The organism is Leifsonia poae (assembly GCF_050632195.1).
GTDB lineage: Bacteria > Actinomycetota > Actinomycetes > Actinomycetales > Microbacteriaceae > Leifsonia > Leifsonia poae_C.
This window is the reverse complement of record NZ_CP192580.1, coordinates 666,738-681,854: the sequence shown is the minus strand read 5'-3', so window position 1 is coordinate 681,854 and position 15,117 is coordinate 666,738. Positions and strand designations below refer to the sequence as shown.

The 15,117-nt window shown below is 67.7% G+C and carries 17 protein-coding genes and 1 pseudogene; 11 read left to right on the top strand and 7 right to left on the bottom strand.

Annotated elements, in window-relative coordinates; genetic code table 11:
- Nucleotides 1-114 precede the first annotated feature (114 nt).
- Together ACQ86A_RS03540 and ACQ86A_RS03535 are read left to right on the top strand one after the other, a co-directional pair.
- Nucleotides 115-675 carry a TetR family transcriptional regulator gene (locus ACQ86A_RS03540; protein WP_431279246.1) on the top strand — a complete coding sequence of 187 codons (561 nt, stop codon included), beginning with the start codon at nucleotides 115-117 and terminating at the stop codon, nucleotides 673-675.
- Nucleotides 676-786: 111 nt separating this feature from the next.
- Nucleotides 787-2,130: an NAD(P)/FAD-dependent oxidoreductase gene (locus ACQ86A_RS03535; RefSeq protein WP_431279245.1), complete on the top strand. Its 1,344-nt coding sequence runs from the start codon at nucleotides 787-789 to the stop codon at nucleotides 2,128-2,130.
- Here ACQ86A_RS03535 and ACQ86A_RS03530 read toward each other — a convergent pair.
- Nucleotides 2,105-3,787 (bottom strand): MDR family MFS transporter, encoded by a 1,683-nt coding sequence (locus ACQ86A_RS03530; RefSeq protein WP_431279244.1) that lies wholly within the window; start codon nucleotides 3,785-3,787, stop codon nucleotides 2,105-2,107. The genes ACQ86A_RS03535 and ACQ86A_RS03530 overlap by 26 nt on opposite strands.
- Nucleotides 3,788-3,856: 69 nt before the next feature.
- On the bottom strand, nucleotides 3,857-4,474 hold the full coding sequence (locus tag ACQ86A_RS03525; protein WP_431279243.1) for a TetR/AcrR family transcriptional regulator: 618 nt from the start codon (nucleotides 4,472-4,474) through the stop codon (nucleotides 3,857-3,859).
- 97 nt (nucleotides 4,475-4,571) lie between these two features.
- Here ACQ86A_RS03525 and ACQ86A_RS03520 point away from each other — a divergent pair, with 97 nt between their 5' ends.
- On the top strand, nucleotides 4,572-5,072 hold the full coding sequence (locus ACQ86A_RS03520) for a heme-degrading domain-containing protein (RefSeq protein ID WP_431279242.1): 501 nt from the start codon (nucleotides 4,572-4,574) through the stop codon (nucleotides 5,070-5,072).
- Here the strand turns inward: ACQ86A_RS03520 and ACQ86A_RS03515 are convergent.
- The 4 genes and pseudogenes from ACQ86A_RS03515 to ACQ86A_RS03500 form a co-directional block, all read right to left on the bottom strand.
- A complete protein-coding gene (locus ACQ86A_RS03515) occupies nucleotides 5,069-5,524 on the bottom strand; it encodes an NAD-dependent epimerase/dehydratase family protein (protein WP_431280521.1) in 456 nt (151 codons plus the stop codon). The genes ACQ86A_RS03520 and ACQ86A_RS03515 overlap by 4 nt on opposite strands.
- A gap of 149 nt (nucleotides 5,525-5,673) precedes the next feature.
- Nucleotides 5,674-6,057 (bottom strand): annotated as a pseudogene (locus ACQ86A_RS03510) (NAD-dependent epimerase/dehydratase family protein); the annotation flags it as partial.
- Entirely contained in the window at nucleotides 6,057-6,437 is a 381-nt protein-coding gene (locus tag ACQ86A_RS03505; RefSeq protein WP_431279241.1) for a VOC family protein, read from the bottom strand. The gene ACQ86A_RS03505 and the pseudogene ACQ86A_RS03510, both read right to left, overlap by 1 nt.
- 58 nt (nucleotides 6,438-6,495) lie before the next feature.
- Complete coding sequence (locus ACQ86A_RS03500; RefSeq protein ID WP_431279240.1) at nucleotides 6,496-6,834, bottom strand: hypothetical protein; 339 nt, start codon at nucleotides 6,832-6,834, stop codon at nucleotides 6,496-6,498.
- 317 nt (nucleotides 6,835-7,151) lie between these two features.
- Between ACQ86A_RS03500 and ACQ86A_RS03495 the strand changes: the two genes are divergently transcribed.
- Nucleotides 7,152-7,676, top strand: a complete 525-nt coding sequence (locus ACQ86A_RS03495; RefSeq protein WP_431279239.1) for a hypothetical protein — start codon at nucleotides 7,152-7,154, stop codon at nucleotides 7,674-7,676.
- Nucleotides 7,677-7,683: 7 nt separating this feature from the next.
- Here the strand turns inward: ACQ86A_RS03495 and ACQ86A_RS03490 are convergent, their stop codons facing one another.
- Nucleotides 7,684-8,412, bottom strand: coding sequence for a CDP-alcohol phosphatidyltransferase family protein (locus tag ACQ86A_RS03490; protein WP_431279238.1), 729 nt, complete (start codon nucleotides 8,410-8,412; stop codon nucleotides 7,684-7,686).
- Nucleotides 8,413-8,707: 295 nt separating this feature from the next.
- Here ACQ86A_RS03490 and ACQ86A_RS03485 point away from each other — a divergent pair, with 295 nt between their 5' ends.
- The 7 genes from ACQ86A_RS03485 to ACQ86A_RS03455 are packed head-to-tail and all read left to right on the top strand — an operon-like array spanning nucleotide 8,708 to nucleotide 15,051.
- Nucleotides 8,708-9,469 carry a zinc-dependent alcohol dehydrogenase gene (locus ACQ86A_RS03485; RefSeq protein WP_431279237.1) on the top strand — a complete coding sequence of 254 codons (762 nt, stop codon included), beginning with the start codon at nucleotides 8,708-8,710 and terminating at the stop codon, nucleotides 9,467-9,469.
- Nucleotides 9,469-9,867: a 6-pyruvoyl trahydropterin synthase family protein gene (locus ACQ86A_RS03480; protein WP_431279236.1), complete on the top strand. Its 399-nt coding sequence runs from the start codon at nucleotides 9,469-9,471 to the stop codon at nucleotides 9,865-9,867. The genes ACQ86A_RS03485 and ACQ86A_RS03480 overlap by 1 nt, the downstream gene beginning before the upstream one ends.
- Nucleotides 9,840-10,946 carry a glycosyltransferase family 4 protein gene (locus ACQ86A_RS03475; RefSeq protein WP_431279235.1) on the top strand — a complete coding sequence of 369 codons (1,107 nt, stop codon included), beginning with the start codon at nucleotides 9,840-9,842 and terminating at the stop codon, nucleotides 10,944-10,946. The genes ACQ86A_RS03480 and ACQ86A_RS03475 overlap by 28 nt, the downstream gene beginning before the upstream one ends.
- Entirely contained in the window at nucleotides 10,943-11,761 is an 819-nt protein-coding gene (locus ACQ86A_RS03470; RefSeq protein WP_431279234.1) for an SAM-dependent methyltransferase, read from the top strand. The genes ACQ86A_RS03475 and ACQ86A_RS03470 overlap by 4 nt, the downstream gene beginning before the upstream one ends.
- Nucleotides 11,758-12,825, top strand: coding sequence for a lysylphosphatidylglycerol synthase transmembrane domain-containing protein (locus tag ACQ86A_RS03465; protein WP_431279233.1), 1,068 nt, complete (start codon nucleotides 11,758-11,760; stop codon nucleotides 12,823-12,825). The genes ACQ86A_RS03470 and ACQ86A_RS03465 overlap by 4 nt, the downstream gene beginning before the upstream one ends.
- Nucleotides 12,707-13,408: a RibD family protein gene (locus ACQ86A_RS03460; RefSeq protein ID WP_431279232.1), complete on the top strand. Its 702-nt coding sequence runs from the start codon at nucleotides 12,707-12,709 to the stop codon at nucleotides 13,406-13,408. The genes ACQ86A_RS03465 and ACQ86A_RS03460 overlap by 119 nt, the downstream gene beginning before the upstream one ends.
- Nucleotides 13,405-15,051, top strand: a complete 1,647-nt coding sequence (locus ACQ86A_RS03455; protein WP_431279231.1) for a CDP-alcohol phosphatidyltransferase — start codon at nucleotides 13,405-13,407, stop codon at nucleotides 15,049-15,051. Before ACQ86A_RS03460 ends, ACQ86A_RS03455 begins: the two co-directional genes overlap by 4 nt.
- Nucleotides 15,052-15,117 lie beyond the last annotated feature (66 nt).

Below are 15,117 nucleotides of genomic sequence, written 5' to 3'. Positions count from 1 at the left end.
GCGGCTGCGCCTGCACGGCGCCGTCTCTGATTTATCTGTGGGTCTCTGAGCGGCTCTGGCTGTGGGAAACGGTCAGGGCTACCGGACAACACTGTCCGGTAGTACGCTACACCGGTGCCGACGAACGCGAAAGCGAATCTCGGGCCGACTGCCGGCCCGGCGAACCGGCGCGCGCTCATCGTCGCCGCACGCGAGGTCTTCGAGGAGAGCGGGTTTCAGGCGCCGCTCAGCGCTGTCGCACGTCGAGCGGGCGTCGGCCAGGGCAGCCTCTACCGGCACTTCCCCGACCGCATTGCTCTGGCCGTGGCCGTCTTCGACGACAACATCGCCGAACTCGAGGCGATCCTCGACCGCGACGATTCCACGCTGAGCGACCTCTTCGACCTCATCACCGCCCAGGCGATGGGGTCGACGGCGTTGGTCGACATGCTCATCTCCGACCGGCACGATCCCCGTACCGTGCACCTCGGGACCCGCGTGATCGCGGTGATCGAGGCGATCCTTGCCCGCGACAAGGCCGTCGGCAGGATCGCCTCGACGGTGGACGCGGAGGACGTGATGCTGGCCATCTCGATGCTCGCGCTGATGCTCTCGAAGTCCGACGCCGCAGACCGCTCGGCCACGGCAGCGCGCGGGCGGGCGATCTTCCGCTCGGCGTTCGCGTACCGGGCGTAGGCGCCGCGGCGGTCGCGCATCCGGAACCCGGCGGCGGCGCGCATCCTGAGCCGATTTCGGCGTACGATCCGCGTCAACGGCCCTCGTCGTGCGGGCCGGAGGGAGGTCCTGATGTCGGGCAACGGCGTGCAGCGCGTGTTGATCCTCGGCGGCGGATACGCCGGCCTGTACACGGCTCTCGGCCTGGAGAGGCATCGAGGGACGACGCCGATTCAGATCACGGTCGTCGACCAGAACCCGTACATGACCTACCAGCCGCTGCTGCCCGAGCTGGCCGGCGGCCACGTTGCGCCTCAGGATGTGACGATTCCGCTTCACCGCACGCTCAAGAAGTCGCGGGTCGTCTGCGCGACCGTCGAGTCGCTGAGCCTCGCGGAGCATTCCGCGACGATCAGATCCATCGACGGCAGCATCCGGACGCTCGATTTCGATCACGTCGTCTTCACACTCGGCGCGGTCACCCGCACCTTCCCGACACCCGGGCTCAAGGAGTTCGGGGTCGGCTTCAAAACCGTTGAAGAAGCCGTTTTCGCGCGGGACAACGTGCTGGACTGCGTGGCGAAAGCCGCCGCCAGCACCGACGCCGACGAGCGCCGCAGGCTGCTCACATTCGTCTTCGTCGGCGCCGGATACACCGGTGTCGAAGCCATCAGTGAGCTCCGTGACGTGTGCATGCGGGCAGTCGACAGCTACGCATCGCTCAACAGATCAGATGTGCACTGGATGCTCGTGGAAGCGCTCGACCGAGTAGCGCCCGAGGTGGGACCAGAGCTCTCGAAATGGTCCCTCGGCGAACTCGGCCGGCACGACATCGACGTGCGGCTCGAGACGACGATCGCATCATGCGTCGACGGCCACATCGAGCTCTCCACCGGTGAGACGTTCGACGCCGCGACACTCATCTGGACCGCCGGGGTCAGACCCAGCCCGACCCTCGACGCGACGGATGCGCCACGCGGCCCCAAAGGACACGTGATCGCCAACACGCGGCTGCAGGTCACCGACGACAACGGCACCGTCATCCCCGGGGCGTGGGCTCTCGGCGACAACGCGCAGGTCCCCGACCTGACCGCTGCCCAACAACCCGCGTATTACACGCCCAACGCGCAGAACGCGTTGCGTCAGGGCGCGGTGGCGGCGCGGAACATCGTGCACGACATCCGCGGGGAGGATCTCGAAGAGTACCGTCACGCATCCCTCGGCACCATCGCCAGCTACGGCGTCGGAGACGGGGCGGCGCTCATCCTGGGCGTGCGGTTGAGGCGACTGCCCGCGTGGCTGGCGCACCGCGCGTACCACGGCCTGGTCATCCCGACGGTGAATCGAAAGTTCCGGGTCTTGAGCGGGTGGGTCGTGGACGCGCTCTCGCTGCCGGAGGTGACCTCACTGAGTGCGCTGAGGCACCCCCGACGAGCGTTCGCGGCCGCGTTTACGGCTGAGAAGTCGAAGAAGTAGCGTCCCGCTTCTCGGCACCGCTCGACTCTGCACCGGGGCCACCTGCGCCGACGCGCTCGCTCTCGTGCCGCTCCGCCTCGAGGCGCTCGGCCTCGTCGCCGCCGATCGCCTCACCGCGGGCGACCAGACCGGCCACATCCGACAGCGGGATCTGCTTGAGGAAGAGCGACAGCACGAAGGCGAGCGCGATGAACGGGATGAGGTACCAGAACACCGGCGCCAGCGCGTCCGCGTAGGCGGTGACAATTCCGTCCCGTACCGCGTCGGGCAGCTGGCCCATCGTCTGCGGGTTGATCGTCGCCGTGGCGTTGGCAGCATCGGAAGCATTCGCCCCGGCACCCGCGAAAACGTCCGTGAGGTTCTGCGTGAGACGCGTCGTGAAGATCGTTCCGAACACTGCTGTTCCGAGCGCCGCACCGACCTCGCGGAAGTAGTTGTTCGTGCTGGTGGCGGTTCCGATCTGCGCGGAGGGGACCGCGTTCTGCACGACGAGCACGACGACCTGCATGATCAGGCCGAGCCCGGCGCCGAACACGAACAGGTACACGCAGATCAGCCAGATCGGGGTGTCGGCGGCGAGCGTCGTCATGGCGCCCATCGCCGCGCCCGTGATGAGCGTGCCGAGAATCGGGAACAGCTTGTACTTGCCGGTCTTCGTGATCAGGATTCCCGACACGATCGAGGTGCCGATCAGGCCGACCATCATCGGCAGCATGAGGAGTCCGGATGCCGCCGCCGACGTTCCCGACGACATCTGCAGGAAGGTGGGGATGAAGCCGATCGCCGCGAACATCCCGAGCCCGAGCGTGAGGCCGATCGCGGTCGCGTTGACGAAGATCGGGTTGCGGAACAGCGCCAGGGGGATGATCGGATCCTTCGCGCGCGACTCCGTGAAGACGAAGGCGGCCGCCGCGAGCAGCAGGCCGACACCCCACGCCCAGGTCTCGAGCGCGCCCCAGCCGTGCGCCTTGTCCCCGCCGAAGTCGGTGAAGAAGATCAGGCACGTCGTGGCGATCGACAGGAACAGCACGCCCAGGACGTCGATCGGTTGCGTGGCCTTCTTGTTGGGCAGGGTGAGTGCGACCAGCGCGATGACGAACGCCACGATGCCGACAGGGATGTTGATGTAGAACGCCCACTGCCAGGTGAGGTGGTCGACGAAGAATCCGCCGAGGAGCGGGCCGCCGACCGCCGAGAGCCCGAAGATGGCGCCGAGCGGGCCGAGATACTTGCCGCGCTCGTTGGCGGGCACGATGTCAGCAATGATCGCCTGCGAGAGGATCATGAGCCCACCGCCGCCGAGGCCCTGGAGGGCGCGGAACACGACGAAGCCCCAGAAGTCGGTGGCGAACGCGCAGCCGACCGACGCCAGCGTGAACAGCGCGATCGCTATGAGGAAGAGCCTGCGTCGCCCGAGCACGTCACCGAACTTGCCGTACACCGGCATGACGATGGTGGTGGCGAGCAGATACGCGGTGGTGATCCAGACCTGGTTCTCGACTCCCCCGAGGTCGCCCACGATCGTGGGCATGGCGGTCGAGACGATCGTCTGGTCGAGGCTCGAGAGCAGCATCCCTGCGATGAGGGCGCTGAAGATGATCCAGATGCGGCGCTTCGTCAGAAGCAGCGGCGCGCTGGTGGTGGTGGTCGTGGTCATGGGGCTCCAGGATCAGAGGGTGGCAAAAGGGGTGGCAGAGGTCTGACGGGCAGACGGGGTGACGGATGCTCAGCTCGCGAACACGCCGCGGGCGGCGGCGAGTCTGCGAACGAAGATGTCGTGAAAGGTGTCGGTCGTGGCGTGGTGGAAGAACTCGCCGGCGCTGCCGCGGAGGATCGTGCCGAGAAGCTGCACGACCGTCTCGGCGCGCAGGTCGCCGGCGTCGAGTCTCTCGCGTCGCTCGATGAGCAGGATGTCCTCACGCTCGCTCTGCTCCGAGAGCGCCAGCAGGTGGGCGAGCAGCCGCGGCTCACGGTCGACCGCCGCCATCAGCAGGGGCACGTCGTCGGCCGTCAGATCGAGTAGCTCCCACCGGGCGATGATCAGCGAGGCGAAATCGTCCAGCAGTCGGGGAGAAAGGCCAGCCCGGTGCGGCTCTCCGGCCTCGACGAACTGCTCCACCAGGCCGGAGACGTCGAGCCTCGCCGGCAGGCCGAGAACGGCGTTCTCCTTCGACGCGAAGTAGTTGAAGAAGGTGCGCCGCGAGACTCCGACTTCTGCGCACAGTTCGTCCACGGTGAAGCCGGTGAGACCGTGCTCGGCGGTCAGGCGACGGGCGGTGCTCTTCATGCGCTCGGCGGTGTCCGCCATCCTGCGCTCGAGCGTGCCCGTTGCACTTTCTTCCATGAAGTGCAGTCTTGCACGATCTGACTCATGGTGCAAAGCTCCGGATGTCCCCACTTCGGCTGGCAAGATTGCCTCGAGCCCACCCGAGGAGACCCCCATGACCGAACCCGTCGACCCGTCGACTCTCGCCCGCCTGGCCGAGCACGAAGAGTTCCTGCGATTCCCCGATTTCACCCATGCCGACGCCTGGGCAGTCGGGTCCCGGATCGTCGAACTCGGCACCGAGCGCAACGCTCCCATCGCCGCGACCATCTTCCTCGGCGATCAGCGCGTCTTCCACGTCGGCCTGGCGGGGTCGACCGCGGACAACGACGACTGGCTCGACCGCAAGGTCGGGGTCGTTCGGCGCTTCAACGCCAGTTCCCTCCTCATCCGCGATCAGTTCCGCGCGAAGGGCATCGACGTCGTCGAGCCGCGGCTCGGCCTCGACCACAGCCGCCACACGTTCAGTGGCGGAGCGTTCCCGCTGCGCGTCCGCAGCGCACTCGTCGGAGTCGTCGGTGTCTCGGGCCTCACGGATGAAGCCGACCACGACCTGGTTGTCGAGGTGCTCACCGAGCACCTGTCGAGCCTCCAGGACGAGACGCCAGCGAGCTAAGGAACGTCGAGCTGGCCGTCGGCGCGCAGCCAGTCGACGGCCTCGCGCACAGCCTCCAGGCTCGTGTACGCGGGTGCGTAGCCGAGCTCGTCGCGGGCCTTCCGGATGCTCATCGAGTGACTGCGCGCCACGTGCTCCCAGGTGGTGTCCGCATCCGTCGCCGACACGCGTTCGCGAAAGTCGTCGAACGGAAGGTACTCGAGGGATGCGTCGCGACCGAACCACCCCGCTGCAGCCTCGGCGAAGCCGCGAAGCGTGAGCGCCCGCTCGGAGACGATGTTGTAGAACTCGGTGCGCTCCGGTCGGCCCGGTCTGCCGTGCCGTCCCGCCCACTCCGCCTCGACGGCGAGCGCGAACGCCTGCGCGACATCGTCGGCGTGAACGTGGTGCACGGTCTCCAAGCCGAAGTTCGGGAGCAGCAGGGTCTCGCCGCGGGCGAGCGTCTCCCACACGCCGAGGTCCAGATTCGCCTGGGGGTTGATGATATTCCAGCCCGGGCCGCTGATGTGGCCGGGGCGCAGGACGCGGCTGGCGTATCCCTTCTCCCCTCCTCACGCAGCAGCGCCTCGATCGCCGCCTTGTTCGTTCCGTACGAACCCCAGGGCGGACTGGCGGGGTGGGTGGCCTCATCTTCGGTCGCCGGGACGGCCGTGAGAGTGCCGTACACCCAGATCGTCGAGCACATCACGAGCCTCGAGCGGCCCCGGATGGCGTCGACCAGCTGGCGCGCTGACCACTCCGTGAAGCAGATCATGTCCACCACCACGTCTGCGTCGAGGGATGCGATGCGCGCGCCGAACGTGCCGGCCGCGTCTTCCGCATCCCTGTCCACCACTAGGCGTTCGACCCGCTCCCACGCAAGATCGTCGCGGTAGGGCGCTGACTGCCCACGACTGATCGCAACCACCTCATGGCCGGCGCGGACGAGGCGGGGAACCAGGTAGCCACCGACGTGCCCGGTGGCTCCGATGACGACAACCTTCATCAGATTCCCCGCGGCTCAGTCGGCGGGGTTGACGAGGCAGAAGGGATGTCCGGCCGGGTCGCGGTAGACCCGGAACGTGGCCGTTCCCGCACCGGTCGTGGTCGCCCCGATCTCCAGCACGGCCGCCTCCCCGCGTCGAGGTCGTCGACTTTGACGTCGAGATGCATCTGCTGCGGCACATCCTGAGACGGCCACTGAGGCGGGTTGTACGCCGCGACTTGCTGGAACGCGATGATGGGACGGTTGCCGGTGGCCTCCACGATCTCGGCCCAGTCATCGTCGTACTGGACGATCTCCAGTCCGAGGAGTTTCGAGTAGAAGCGGGCCAGCTCGCGCGGGTCTGGGCAATCGATGACGAGGGATTCCAGGGTTCCGATCATGGCGCCACACTATGCCCGAGGCTGCCATCGCCTCCAGACCCGTCGAGACGAACGACGCCTAAAACGACCCCAGCTGTGTGCCGGCCATGCTGAGACCGCCGTGCGGATCGGGCGACGGTTGTGGCTCGTCGAAGCGCGGATTGGGACGGCCCGCTGCGCTTACCGGTGGGTGGTGAGCTCGCCTTGCCGCGAGGATCTCGACAACCGTCAGGGCGAGCATGATCGTTCCGCCGGCGAGGAGCGCCCATCCCGTCGGTTCGCCGCGTGTGAGGAGCACGATGCCGAACGGCGCGGCCAGCCAGGTGCAGAGCCCGGTCACGCAACTGAGCACCACCAACAGCACCACACGCCGACGCCGGCGCTCGTCCTGCTCGAGACCTGCCATCAGTGCGCTCATGAGCCCACACCCCCCTTGGCCACACCCTAGCGTGCAGCCACGGCGCATGGGAGGAATCAAAACGATCGCTGACCTCCCGGTTTAGTTCGATCAGCCTATGGCAGGCATTCGGGCCTCCGTCCTAGCGCGCCGCAGGCGCGAGTGCCCCGTCCGCCACATTCAGCAGGTATTGCCCGTTGACGAGGAGCGCTCTGTGGCCCACCTTTTCGAGGGCGATCGAGTATGCGCCGAACTTAGAACGATCCGACCCATCCGGTGGCCGAGCGACTGTCTACAGGATCAACGCGACCAGCACCGCATCAGCGTAGCCTTGCTCTGTGGAACAGACCGACGGGCATGTGACCGGGGCCCTGCGCCTACAGGTCGGCGGTTCTACCCGCAGCGAACTGCGGTCTGCGCTGGACTCGCGCGGCGTCCAACTCAACGCGCACGCCGAGACGCTGCTCGATCACGCCGCCTTCGAGCGGCGGGACCGTGAGGAGATCAACATCGTCGAGCGCGCTGTCGGCGATTTCAATCTGAGCAACGGCGCGACACTGTCTGAGGTCTTCGCTGCGGCTCGGGAGCATGGATTGGCGCTGTGCCCTCCTGACACCGGCCCATACCTCCGCCTCGTGATGACGTCGCAGGCGAATGCACCCGACTCGGTGCTGTCGGCCGGTCGGTCGCCCAGCGGCGCACTCAAAGTGGCGTCGGCGCCGCTGAGTGACGACGTGGACTTCCCGAAGGGCTTCTATCTGCGCGTCGTCGACAACCAGCAGTGGCTGCGGGGCTATCGCTGCGACGACGAGTACCGTTTCTCCGCCCAGGACCGATTCGCGTTCCAGCAAGGCGTTGACTGAAAGCCGTTCACGCGACAGGTGCTTCCACGTCTGCGTGGCGTCGGCGCACGAGCCAGATGACGTCGCGGCCGAAGGACTCGACGAGTAGCAGGAGCGCGAACGCGACGAGCGCCACGGCGACACCCGGGAGGAGTCCGGATGCGGCGAGCGCGAGTGCGATGCCGGCGACGGCCGTTACCACCTTGCGCCAGTAGCGCGGTGGGAGTTTGCGGTTGAACCACGGGACCGCCCAGCCGATCATCACGAAGGCGTAGCGCATCAGTCCGAGGGCGAGCACCCAGATCCCCAGGCTCTGCGCGACGTAGACGCTCAGCACGAGCAGGAGGAACGCATCCACCTCCATGTCGAAGCGGGCGCCCAACTCGCTCGAAGTGGCTGTTCGGCGGGCGACCCAGCCGTCGACCGCGTCGAGCGCGAGTGCCGGCACGACCAGGGCGACGAGAAGCGCGACCGAGATCTCGTCGGTGAACGATGCCACGACCATGCCGGTGATGAGTCCGACAAGGGTCGACCGCATCCCTGTGACGATGTTCGCGGGGCCGAAGAGTTCGGAGCGCCGTCGCTGCAGTCCTCGGATGACGAGCGCGTTCGAGACGAGCAGGTAGGCGAGCACGGCCAGCCATCCGGAGAGCGGTAGCAGGGCCAGCCGCCACTGAATGGCGAGCACTCCGATGAGCAGCACGAGTGCGAGACCCGCGAAGGCCCATCCGACGGCTACGAGTTGAACTCTTTTCACATGCGTCTCGTGTTTCTGTTTGCGGCGGCTATTCGTTAACACGCCGAACGTGTACCAATAGTTCACAAGAGGGAGGGGATGTGCTCGAAGCCACTGCATTCTGGACCGAGGAGCCGGGCGTCGGCGCTCTCCGCTCACAGCCCCTTCAGCCGCTCGGCGACGGGGACGTTCTCGTGCGGACGCTGCACACCGCGGTGAGCCGGGGCACCGAGACGTCGGTGTTCGGCGGGCACGTGCCCGCGAGCGAGAATGCGCGGATGCGAGCCCCTTTCAGGAGGGCGACTTTCCCTGGCCCGTGAAGTACGGCTACCTGAACGTCGGTGTCGTCGAGCAGGGGCCGGCCGAGTTGCTCGGCCGAACGGTGTTCACGCTGTACCCGCACCAGTCCGCTTTCGTCGTTCCGGCCGACTCCGTTACAGCGGTTCCGGATGGCGTACCCTCGCGGCGAGCCGTTCTCGCGGGCGCCGTCGAGACCGCAGTGAACGTGCTATGGGATGCCGCTCCCGTGCTGGGCGACCGCATCTCCGTCGTCGGAGCGGGGATGATCGGCTGCTGCGTCGCGCGGCTGGCCCACGGCATCCCTGGCGTCGATGTCACCCTCGTCGACCTCGACCCTTCGCGACGCAGCGTCGCCGAGCGGCTCGGCGTGGCTTTCGCCGAACCGGATGCGGCACCGCACGACCGCGACCTCGTCATCAACACGAGCGGCTCAGACGCCGGCCTGCGGCTCGCCCTCGAAACGGCCATTACCGACGGCGAGGTGATCGAGGCCAGCTGGTACGCGGATCGCCCGGTGACGCTGGCCCTCGGCGCGGATTTTCACTCCCGCCGCTTGACCATCCGCGCGAGCCAGGTCGGTGCGGTGTCCAGCCGTCGCCGCGCCACCAGAACCACGCGCGACCGTCTGGCCCTCGCCCTCGAACTGCTGAGAGACCCGGCCTTCGATGCCTTGCTCACGGCCGAGTCGTCGTGGCGGGATCTGCCCGACGTGATGACGACGCTCGCGGCCGGGCCGAGCTCCGACCTGTGCCACACGATCGACTGGGGGGATGCGTAATGCCATTCACAGTGACGGTGCGAGACCACATGATGGTCGCCCACAGCTTCACAGGCGAGACGTTCGGCCCCGCGCAACGACTGCACGGAGCGACCTTCGTCGTCGACGCGACGTTCGGCGCCGACGAGCTCGACCGTGACGGTGTCGTGGTCGACATCGGCCAGGCGGCGGATGCACTCTCGCAGATCACCGGCTCCCTCACCTACCGCAATCTCGACGACGAAGCCGAATTCGCGGGGATGAACACGACGACCGAGATGCTGTGCAGGGTGATCGCCGACCGTCTGGCCGACCGCGTCGCCGACGGCTCGCTCGGCAAGGGGCAGAGCCTGACCTCGATCACGGTCACACTGCGTGAGTCGCACATCGCGTGGGCGAGTTATTCGAGGTCACTGTGAACACGCATCCGGAGACCCCTGTGTTCTTCGTCGTTCCCGACATGATCGACGTCAGCGAGCGAGTGAGCGGCGGCAACGTGTACGACCAGCGGGTTCGTGACGGCCTACGAGCGACGGGCTGGGATGTGCGGATGGTCCTCGTCCCCGACAACGGGTACGGGCAGACCGCGACGGCGCTGTTGCACCTCCCGGAGGACGCCCTCGTGCTGATCGACGGCTTGCTCGCCGCTCGCGAGCCCGACGCGTTGACCGACAACGGATCGCGCCTGCGCCTAATCGTTCTCGTGCACATGGTCGCGGCCGAGATCAGCGAGCGGGAGCGCCGTGCCCTCCGAGCCGCGCACCGGATCATCGCGACAAGCGACTGGACCCGCGCCGAGCTGATCGCGCAGGATGCGACGGATCCGCACAGGATCGTGGTCGCGCATCCGGGAACCGACCGAGCACCCGCGACGACCGCGTCCGACTCGGGCGGGCGGCTGCTCTGCGTGGCGACGGTCGCTCCGCATAAGGGTCAGGATGTGCTCGTACGAGCCCTCGCAGGCTTCGCCGACCGCTACGACTGGACGTGCACGATCGTCGGGTCACTCGCGACCGCCCCCGACTTCGTCGCCGAGCTGACCGCCGAAATCGCCTCAGCCGGCCTCACAGATCGGGTCACGTTCACCGGCGTACTCACCGGCCGAGCGCTTCAGGATGCGTACGGTCGCGCCGACCTCGCGATCATGCCCTCGCGCGGGGAGAGCTACGGCATGGCGGTCGCCGAAGCGCTCGCGCATGGCATCCCCATTCTCGCGAGCGGTGTCGGGGGGATCTCTGAGGCGATCGGGGGCAGTGAAGCTGCCATGATCGTGCCGCCGGACGACCCGTGGGCTCTGAGCGTCGTGCTGCGCCGGTGGTGGGCGAGCCCGGCCTGGCGGTCGGAAGCGAAAACTGCAGCGCTCGCTGCGCGGGATGCGGTTCGGCCGTGGAGCGGCACCACGGCCATCGTCGGGTCAGTGCTCGCGGAGACTACGGGCACCCTCACAGACGACAACTTCACCGACAACGCCGCCGCCGGATCGGCGCCGCGATCGTGAGCGAGGTTCTCGAGGTCAGCAGCGATTGGCTTGCCGTTCGCGAGGCGGAGGACGCACGCGCCCGCGCCCGCGCGCTCGCCGAAGCCATCCCAACCCTCCTCCCACCGGGGCCGATCACCGTTCACGATCTCGGCAGCGGCACCGGCTCGATGATGCGCTGGCTCGCGCCGCTCCTGCCCGGCCCGCAGTCGTGGGTGCTACACGACTGGAACGCGACCCTTCCCCGGCGAGCCCTCGACGGACCGCGCCCTCTCGACCGGGACGGCGTCCCGGTCTCGATCGACCTCCGAGTCGGCGAGCTCGGCTCCCTCGAAGCCGCCGATCTGGCGGGCGCCTCCCTCGTAACGGCATCGGCCCTCCTCGACGTGCTGACCGCTCACGAGGCACACGCGATCGTCGAAGCCTGCCTCGCGGTCGGCGCACCGACGCTTCTCTCGCTCAGCGTGACCGGCGAGGTTGAACTCCGGCCCTGGGATGCGCGCGACAAGCACTTCAGGACTGCCTTCAACGCTCACCAGCGGCGCGAGGTCGACGGCCGTCAGCTCCTCGGTCGCTATGGCGCTCCGATCGTCCACGGGCTCTTCGGCCATGCCGGTTGGCACGTACGCAAGGCACGGACGACCTGGCACCTCACCGACCGCGAACCCGACCTGCTCCGCGAATGGTTCGAGGGCTGGATCGACGCGGCCGAGGAGCAGGATCCGCAACTGCAGAGCGATCACGCAGGGTACCGCGAGCATCGCCAGGCACAACTCGACCGCGGAGAGCTCTCCGCCGTGGTGTACCACCTCGACCTGCTGGCGTGGCCGCGATGACCGGCCGGCTCACCGCATCCCGTGCCCGAGAGATCGTAGCGTCGAGAGGGTTTCGTCTCACGATTCGCATTGTCGTCGGCGGGGGCGTGCTCGTGGCGGTGGTCGCCCGTGTCGGGACCGGCCCGTTCGTGCACGGGCTTCTGAGTCTCGACGCCCCGGCGATCGGTGCGGCGATTGTGTTCGCCGCAATCGCGACGGCCGCCGCAGCCTGGAGGTGGCAGCTCATAGCTCGACGACTCGGCGTCGCCTTGCGCTGGTCGACGGCCGTGAAGATGTACTACCAGTCGCAGTTTCTGAACACCGTGCTTCCGGGCGGTGTCGTCGGGGATGTGCAGCGAGCGGTCGATCACGGCCGAAACGCTGACAGCGTGGCCAAGGCCGCGCGCGCTGTCGTGGTGGAACGCACGGTCGGACAGGTGGTGCAGCTGGGGCTCACGGTGGTGGTGCTCGCGTTCTTCGGTGCCGAGTACGAGGGTTTCCTCTTTCCCGTGATCGGGATCGGGCTCGCCGCGCTCGCCGTGGGCGCTCTCGCTGCCACGGTGGCCAGTGCAAGGTTCAGACGCGCGCTGCGACACGAAGTGGTCGAAGTGCGTGCCGGGTTGGGCTCACCGGCCGTGTCCGCCCAGGTCGTCGGCGCGTCGATCGTCGTCGTCGCCTGCCATGTCGCAACGTTCGCTGTAGCGACGACAGCCGTAGGCGTGAACGTTCCACCGGTGCAGGTGGTGACTCTCGCCATCGTCGTGCTCCTTGCCGCATCCATCCCTTTAAATGTCGGCGGATGGGGTCCCCGCGAGGGCGTCGCCGGGTGGGCCTTCGCGGTGGCCGGCTTCGGCGCATCCGCGGGCGTCTCCGCCGCCACCCTGTTCGGCGTTCTCGCCATCATCTCGATCGTGCCCGGCGTGATCGTGACGAGGCTCGCATCCGTCAGCTCCAGGAGGAACCATCGTGACCGACCGACCGTACGTGACGTTGAGCTGCGCCATCTCCCTCGATGGGTACCTCGACACCGCGCTCCCGCCGAAGCTCGCACTCTCGAACGCAGCGGACTTCGATCGGGTCGATGAGGTCCGCGCTCGCAACGACGCGATCCTCGTCGGTGCCCGTACTGTTCGACGCGACAACCCGCGTTTGCTCGTGCGCAGTGCCGACCGACAGGGTGAGCGCGCGGCGGCGGGGCTCGAGCGCTCGCCGTGGAAGGTGACCGTGACAGCAACCGGAGATCTCGATCCGGATGCTGCGTTCTTCACTGACGGCGACGCGGCGAAGCTGGTCTACTGCCCACGGTCGGCCGGGCGACGCATCCGGGAGCGACTCGGCGATTCGGCCACCGTGGTGGAGCTGGGTGAAGACGTGACCATGACCGACCTGCTCGCCGACCTGGCGGACCGCGGCACGAAGCGGCTCATGGTCGAGGGCGGCGGGATCACTCTGACGCAGTTCCTGGCCGAGAACCTCGTCGACGAGCTGCACTTGGCGGTGGCGCCGATCTTCGTCGGCGATCAGCGCGCGCCCCGGTTCGTCGGCGACGCCGCCTTCCCGTGGACGAGCGATCGCCGCGCGACCCTCGCCGAGGTGCGGCAGATCGGGGATGTGGTGCTCCTGCGCTATGCCCTGTCCGACCGGTTCGACGACCGAGGCGGACTGTGAGTCGCACGCGGGAGCATCGCGAACCGGTCGGCGCGCATCCCGTCAGAACGACCATCGCGACCGTTCTGTCGGCGGTGACCCTGTTCGTGTTCTCGCTGGCGCCCGGACTGATCGGCTCGGGATCGGCGCTGGCTCTCGTGCGTGTGCCGCTCGAGAGCATCCTGACCCTGATCGTTCTGGCGTTCGTGCCCTGGCGGTGGGTACGCCGGACGGTCGCGATCGTCGTCGCCACCCTGCTCGTGCTGGCGGCGATCAGCGCGGCTCTCGACCGAGAATTCACGGCGACGGTCGGTAAGCCGTTCAACGTCGTGAGCGGCTGGTCGGAACTGGTCGACGGATACGGCGTGGTCAGCGACTCCACCGGATCGTTCGCGGCGCTCGCCATCCTGGCCCTGGTGATCGTCGTCGCGGCGGGGGCCGTTGTGGCTGTCGCTGCCTCGTTCCTTCACCTCGCCCGCGTCGCTCGGCGTCACCGGAGGCCGGCGGTGATCGGGGCATCCGCGGTGACCGCCAGCTGGCTCGTGCTCGCGCTGGTCGGCGCGCAGATCGTGCCGGGTGAGCCGGTCGCCGCGGCGGACACCGTCGACGCTGCCGCCGCCAAGGTCGATCAGGTGAGCGTCGCCGCTCGCGATCAGGCCGCCTTCGACAAAGCCGGGGCGACGGATGCGTATGCCCACCTGCCGGCGTCCGACCTGCTCACGGGGTTGAAGGGCAAGGACGTCATCGTCGCCTTCATCGAGAGCTACGGCCAGGTCGCCGTTCAGAACACGTCCTTCTCTCCCGGGGTGGATGCGGTGCTCAAGCAGGGAAACAAGCAGCTCGCGGCAAGCGGCTACTCCGAGCGGAGCGCTTTCCTCACCTCGTCGACGTTCGGCGGGATCAGCTGGCTGGCCCATTCGACACTGCAGTCCGGGCTCTGGGTCGACTCGCAGCAGAAGTACGACCAGGTCACGGCAGGAAATCGGCTGACGCTGAGCAGTGCCTTCAAGAAGGCGGGCTGGCAGACCGTCAGCGACGTGCCATCCGATACGAAGCCGTGGCCGGTCGGCAGCTCGTTCTACCAGTACGGCAAGCAGTTGAACGCGACCAATGTCGGGTACGCGGGTCCGCGCTTCAGCTACGCTCGCATCCCGGACCAATACACGTGGTCGTACTTTCAGCAGAGTGAGCTGTCGAAGCCGCACAAGCCGCTGATGGCCGAGATCGACTTCGTCTCGTCGCACACGCCGTGGACGCCGCTGCCGCATCTGGTGCCCTGGGACTCGATCGGCGACGGTTCGATCTACGGCCCGCAGCCGGCGCAGGGGCTCCCGCCGAGCGTTGTGTGGCAGGATCCGCGCCACGTGCAGCAGCTGTACGGCCAGTCCATCGAGTACTCGATGAGCAGCCTCTTCTCGTTCCTCACCACATTCGACGACCCGAACCTCGTGCTGGTTGTGCTCGGCGACCACCAGCCTGCGACGGTGGTCAGCGGGGCCGGCGCGAACCACCAGGTTCCGATCAGCATCATCTCGAAGGACGCGGCGGTCATCGACCGGATCTCGTCGTGGAAGTGGCAGCCGGGGATGCTTCCCTCGCCGACCGCTCCGGTGTGGCGGATGGATGCGTTCCGCAACCGGTTCCTCGACGCGTACGGCCCGTAGTCGCGTTTGCGCATGACCACGGATTGAACCATTTGCGCGGCCCGCTCGTGTCGTTTAAGTGGCCTA